The organism is Mesorhizobium sp. M7A.F.Ca.CA.002.15.2.1 (genome assembly GCF_003998715.1).
GTDB lineage: Bacteria > Pseudomonadota > Alphaproteobacteria > Rhizobiales > Rhizobiaceae > Mesorhizobium > Mesorhizobium ciceri.
Genome location: NZ_RZPI01000215.1, coordinates 2,445 through 8,008, shown reverse-complemented (window position 1 = coordinate 8,008; position 5,564 = coordinate 2,445). Strand labels below are relative to the sequence as shown.

Here is a 5,564-nt window from a genome sequence, read left to right as displayed (position 1 = left end):
GATGAATGGCCGCCACGTTCTCGCCTCGCAAGGGACGAGGGCCATACAGAACCCGGCTTACAGGCCAGCTGGCAATTTCTCTCCCCCGATATCAAGAGAAATCTCTTGAAATCAGCAGGTTGCGCCCTCGGGCGCGCCTGTTGATTCAAGCCTGTCCGGCCGTTCATCCGAGCCGGGAGCCGCTGATCCCGTCCAGCGACGTCTCGATCGCTTTCCAGAGCTCTTCCACCGGCTCGCAGCCGACCGAGAGGCGGACGAAACCGGCGGAGACCGCATCGCCTCGCTTCAGGCGCCGCTCGGCGGAGGTGTGGACGCCGCCGAAGGATGTCGCGGCCTGCATCAGGGCACAATTGTTGATGAAGTCCTCGGCTTTGTCTTCCGAGGCGAGTTCGAAAGAGATGAGAAAGCCGAAGCGCTCCATCTGGGCGCGGGCTAGGTTGTGCGACGGGTCGCCTTCAAGCCCGGGATAACGCAGGCCGCTGATTGCCTTGTGGCCCTGCAGTCGCCGCGCGATGACTTCCGCCGAGGAACACATGCGATCGAAGCGCACATCCAGTGTCTCCAGGCCGCGGTGCACCAGCCAGGCTTCGAACGGACCGGGAATGCTGCCGGAAACTTCGCGCCAGCCGGTCACGGCGGCGATGATATCGGCATTGCGACTGGCGACATGGCCGAACAGCACGTCGGAATGGCCATTGGGTGCCTTGGTGTCGGCGGCAACGACGATGTCGGCGCCGTGGTCGAGCGGTCGTTGGCCGAGAGGGGTCATGGTCGTGTTGTCGACCACAAGGATCGCGCCGGCTTTGTGGACAGCATCGGCAACGGCGGCGATATCGCAGATATCCAGCCCCGGATTGGCAGGGGTTTCGACAAATGCCAGCCGATAGCCATCGAAGCCGCCATCGAGGAAGGTCGAAGTCGGCCTGGCATCATAGGTGATGCCGAGCGGCTTGAGGAAGCGCTCGGCCAGCGCTCGTGTCGTGTGATAGCCGTCCGATGGCAGCAGGATACGGTCGCCGGCCTTGAGCACGGCAAAAAACGCCGCCGAGATTGCCGCCATTCCGGAAGGGAATGCGACGCAGGGCGCGTCCTCCAGATGGGCCAGCATATGCTCGACCGCGTCCCAGGTCGGGTTGCTGAATCGCCCGTACTGGTTGAAGCCGGTGGCGTCGCCGGGCGCATGAAAGATGGCGGCCATGGTCAGCGGCAGGGGAATGGAATCGCCCATGGCAAGCCCGCTGCGACGCAGGTGAGGAAGCGCTGCAGCGCGTGACTTTGCTGTTTCAGACATCGAATTTCAGACCCTGTTGGTGACCGGCTGGATGTGGCGAGACGCTATGCCCGGCAGCGGCTCGCGGCAAGGCGCGTCCGGTTGGGCCAGGCGGCTCTAAACGCTTCGTTAGGCTTAATAGACCATAAAGACGAGACGTGTCGTCACGGCTGCTCTCTTTGGTCGGGGCGCGCGTGTTTGTGAAGCCTATTCCCGTTGACGCCCATAGTGCCCCATGATATCCCATCCAGACATCAAAGCCTTCGTTCCGTGTCAGGGTAAAGCGTACGCCAATCGGGCAGCCGCGGCGGCTGCGCGTTTGCTGGTTTTTGCCTGTGCGGACGAGGCTGATACGGGGCAGGGAACGCGCTGCGGCGGCGCGTGCGACAAGATGCAGAGGGGTGCGGCGGCGCAAGCGGCTGTAGCGTTTAATGGACCGGTTTCTGTCAAACACGGTGAGCAGGATCGATGCGAAGGGGCGGGTGTCCGTTCCCGGGCATTTCCGTGCCGTCGTGCAGAAGCGCGGCTATTCGGAACTCTATGCGCTGCGCTGCCTGGACCTGCCGGCGATGGATGTCGGCGGGCTCGACCTGCTCGACCGCTACGAGCAGCGCATAGCGCTCGAGGATCCCTTCCTGCAGACGGCGGACGATATGTCGTTCTTCTGCCATGGCGACGGAACCTTCTTGAAACTCGACCAGGACGGCCGCATCACGATGAGCGATTTCCTTCGCGAACACACCGGCATCTCGGCGGAAGTGGCCTTTGTCGGGCGCGGCAATTTCTTTCAGATCTGGGAGCCGGGACGGCTTGCCGCCTATGGGGCGCAGGCGCGGGCACGGCTTTTGCAGCTTCGGCAGGGGACGAAGCCTGGGGAGCGACCGGAATGACGGCAGGCCACGGCGATGACCTTCCTCGCGCCGTAGATGGGCACGCCGTTGGCGGATCGGCCCGCCACATTCCGGTCCTCCTTGCCGAAGTGCTCGAAGCACTGGCGCCGGCGCAGGGCGACCTCATCATTGATGGCACGTTCGGCGCCGGCGGCTACACCAGGGCCATTCTGGCGACAGGCGCCTCCGTGGTGGCGATCGACCGCGATCCGGATGCCATTGCGGCCGGGCGCGATCTTGAAGTGCAGTCGGGTGGTCGGCTGCGGCTGGTGCAGGCGCCGTTCTCGACGCTGGACGAACATGTCGAGAGCGCCGACGGGATCGTGCTCGACATCGGCGTGTCCTCGATGCAGCTCGACCAGGCGGAGCGCGGGTTTTCGTTCCGCGCCGACGGGCCGCTCGACATGCGCATGGCGCAATCGGGCCTCAGCGCCGCCGACGTCGTCAATTCCTTCAAGCCGGGCGATCTTGCCCGCATCTTCGGCTTCCTCGGCGAGGAGCGCCATGCCGGACGCATTGCCCGCATGATCGAGGCGCGCCGCGAAAAGCGCCCGTTCGAGCGCACGTTGGAACTCGCCGACGCCATCGAGACGCATATCGGCCGGGCGCCGAAGGACAAGATCCATCCGGCGACGCGCGTCTTCCAGGCGCTGCGCATTTTTGTCAATGACGAGCTTGGCGAACTGGCCAAGGCCCTGTTTGCGGCCGAACGCGCTCTGAAGCCGGGCGGACGGCTCGCCGTGGTCACCTTCCATTCTCTGGAAGACCGCATCGTCAAGCGTTTCATCGCAGACCGGGCCGATGTCGCGACCGGCTCGCGTCACCTGCCCGAGGCGCATGCGCGCACCGCGACGTTCCGCAAGGCGGGCGGCGGCGTGACGGCCGGCGACGCCGAGGTGGCGGCCAATCCGCGCGCCCGTTCGGCCAGGCTGCGCGCGGCGGTCCGCACCCAGGCGCCGGCGCGCGGCAGCGACTTTTCGATTTTCGGCCTTCCAAAGCTTCCCGGTATCGACCGGCCGGGGGAGAGGTAGCTAAGTGTTTCGTACCAGCGACATTGTCCTGATCGCCGTCATGGTTGCGGTCGCGGCCCTTACCTACAAGGCCAAGCGCGAGGCCGAGGAACAATTGGCCGCCGTGCAGAAGATCCATGCGCAGATACGCTATGAGGAGGACACGATCGACCTGCTCAAGGCCGACTGGAGCCTGCTTACCCAGCCGTCGCGGCTGCAGAAGCTCGCCGAACTCTACAAGTCGCAGCTCGAACTCGAGCCGGTCAGCGCCCGCCAGATCGGCGGTGTCGGCGACCTGCCGGCCAAATCCCTTGACATCCAGGACATCTTGTCGGGACGCCAGGGCGGCATGGCTGATAGTTCGGGCGGCAAGGCGCCGTCGGACGGCAGGGATCCCGTGGTGACCGGAGGCATCGCCCAATGATCGGTAAACTGCTGAAACGTCGCGCCAGGACGAGTGAAGATGGATCGATCGTGGTCGAGGGCGCCCGCAAGGCGACCGGCGGCAAGGGCAGGACGCGCATCGTCATGACGATGGCGGTGTTCTTCGGCATCTTCTCGACCATATCAGGGCGGCTGGTCTATCTCGGCTTCCAGACCCCCGATATGTCGGGCGGTCCGCAGAGCCGGGTGACGGCATCGCGGCCCGACATCGTCGACCGCAACGGCGAAGTGTTGGCCACGGACATCAAGACGGCGTCGCTGTTTGCAGAACCACGCCGGATTGTCGACGCCGACGAGGCGATCGAGAAGCTGTCGACGGTGCTTCCGGACATCGACTATGAGCAGACCTACCATAAGCTGAAGAGCGGCGCCGGTTTCGTCTGGCTGCAGCGGCAGCTGACGCCCAAGCAACAGTCCGACATCATGCAGCTCGGCATTCCCGGTTTCGGCTTCCGCACCGAAAAGCGCCGCTTCTATCCGAGCGGCGAAACCTCGTCCTACATTGTTGGGCTCACCAACATCGACAACCAGGGCATCTCCGGCATGGAGAAATATGTCGACGAGCAGGGGCTGAGCGACCTGCAGGCGTCGGGCCTTGCCATTGCCAAGGATCTCAAGCCGGTAAAGCTTTCGATCGATCTGCGCGTGCAGCATGTGGTGCGCGACGAGATCGCCGCCGGCCTGGAGCGCTATCGTGCCATGGGCACCGGCGCCGTTGTGCTCAACGTCAAGACCGGCGAAGTGGTGGCCATGGCCTCGGTGCCGGATTTTGATCCGAACAATCCCTACAACGCACAAGACAAGGACCGGCTGAATCGCATGTCGGCGGGCCTCTACGAGATGGGTTCGACCTTCAAGAGCTTCACCTCAGCCATGGCGCTCGATTCCGGCAAAGCGACGATGGCGAGCCGCTTCGATGCTTCGCATCCAATCCGGGTCGGCCATCAGGCCATTCACGATTTCCACGGCAAGAACCGTGTGCTGTCGTTGCCGGAGGTGTTCCTCTACTCGTCCAACATCGGGTCGGCCAGGGAAGCCGAGATGGTCGGCATCGAGGGGCATCGCGAATTCCTGCATCGCCTTGGCATTCTGGACAGGATGCAGACCGAATTGCCGGAGACTGCCCGTCCGACTGAACCGAAGGTCTGGAAACAGGTCAATTCATTCACCATCGCCTTCGGCCATGGCGTGTCGACGACGCCGCTGCAAGCGGCTGTGGGCTGCGCGGCGTTGATGAATGGCGGTTTCCTGATGAACCCCACCTTTCTGGTGCGGACGCAGGCGGAAGCGATGGCCACCGCCAAGAGAGTGGTGAGCGAAAAGACCGTCGAAGGCATGCGCTACCTCTATTCGCTCAATGCCGAAAAGGGCTCTGCCAGAAACGCCAGAGTCCCCGGCTACCGCGTTGGCGGCAAGACCGGAACCGCCGAGAAGGTCATCAATGGCCGCTACTCGAAGGACTTGAATTTCAACACCTTCGTCGCCGCCTTCCCGATGGACGATCCGCAGTATCTGGTGTTTACCATTGCCGATGCCCCGCACCCGGAAAAGCCCGGCATGACGGATGTCGCGGCCGCGAATGCTGGGGTTATGGCCGGCAATATCATCAGGCGTTCAGCTGCCATGCTTGGCGTGAAGCCAGATTTCAGCCATGAAAATGGTGCAACGCTGGTTTCCTATCAGTGATTCTTAGGGCGCGCCGGCAACAGCGCGCTATTTTGTTACGGTGAACGGGACTCGATGAAGCTCAGAGATCTAGCCGGTATCCTGCCCGTCGAGGGAATAGCTTCCGTCGATCTGGAGGTTACAGGGATTTCTTCGGATTCCCGCGAGGTAAAAGCGGGCGTTGTCTTTTTTGCGCTCGCCGGAACCAAGGCCGACGGTGCCGTTTATGCCGCAGATGCCGCCGCGCGCGGTGCGGCCGCGATCGTGGCGGGCAAGGGCAGCACC

The 5,564-nt window shown here is 63.5% G+C and carries 6 protein-coding genes; 5 read left to right on the top strand and 1 reads right to left on the bottom strand.

Translation table 11 applies throughout. The features are described 5' to 3' along the window. Positions 1-163: 163 nt before the first annotated feature. A complete protein-coding gene (locus ENZ74_RS14300) occupies positions 164-1,291 on the bottom strand; it encodes a cystathionine gamma-lyase (RefSeq protein WP_013530947.1) in 1,128 nt (375 codons plus the stop codon). A 410-nt stretch (positions 1,292-1,701) separates the two neighbouring features. Between ENZ74_RS14300 and mraZ the strand changes: the two genes are divergently transcribed. From mraZ to ENZ74_RS35105, 5 genes are all read left to right on the top strand, one after another. Further along, positions 1,702-2,160 carry a division/cell wall cluster transcriptional repressor MraZ gene (gene mraZ / locus ENZ74_RS14295; protein ID WP_063168314.1) on the top strand — a complete coding sequence of 153 codons (459 nt, stop codon included), beginning with the start codon at positions 1,702-1,704 and terminating at the stop codon, positions 2,158-2,160. Next, the gene (rsmH, locus tag ENZ74_RS14290) at positions 2,157-3,191 is read left to right on the top strand and encodes a 16S rRNA (cytosine(1402)-N(4))-methyltransferase RsmH (RefSeq protein WP_027160638.1); all 1,035 of its coding nucleotides are present in this window, start codon (positions 2,157-2,159) and stop codon (positions 3,189-3,191) included. The genes mraZ and rsmH overlap by 4 nt, the downstream gene beginning before the upstream one ends. Before the next feature lie 4 nt (positions 3,192-3,195). Further along, on the top strand, positions 3,196-3,594 hold the full coding sequence (locus ENZ74_RS14285) for a hypothetical protein (RefSeq protein WP_013530950.1): 399 nt from the start codon (positions 3,196-3,198) through the stop codon (positions 3,592-3,594). Beyond that, positions 3,591-5,300 carry a penicillin-binding protein 2 gene (locus ENZ74_RS14280; protein WP_013530951.1) on the top strand — a complete coding sequence of 570 codons (1,710 nt, stop codon included), beginning with the start codon at positions 3,591-3,593 and terminating at the stop codon, positions 5,298-5,300. Before ENZ74_RS14285 ends, ENZ74_RS14280 begins: the two co-directional genes overlap by 4 nt. A gap of 54 nt (positions 5,301-5,354) precedes the next feature. Then, positions 5,355-5,564: Mur ligase domain-containing protein (locus tag ENZ74_RS35105; protein WP_245470954.1), on the top strand; the 210-nt coding region annotated here is incomplete at its 3' end.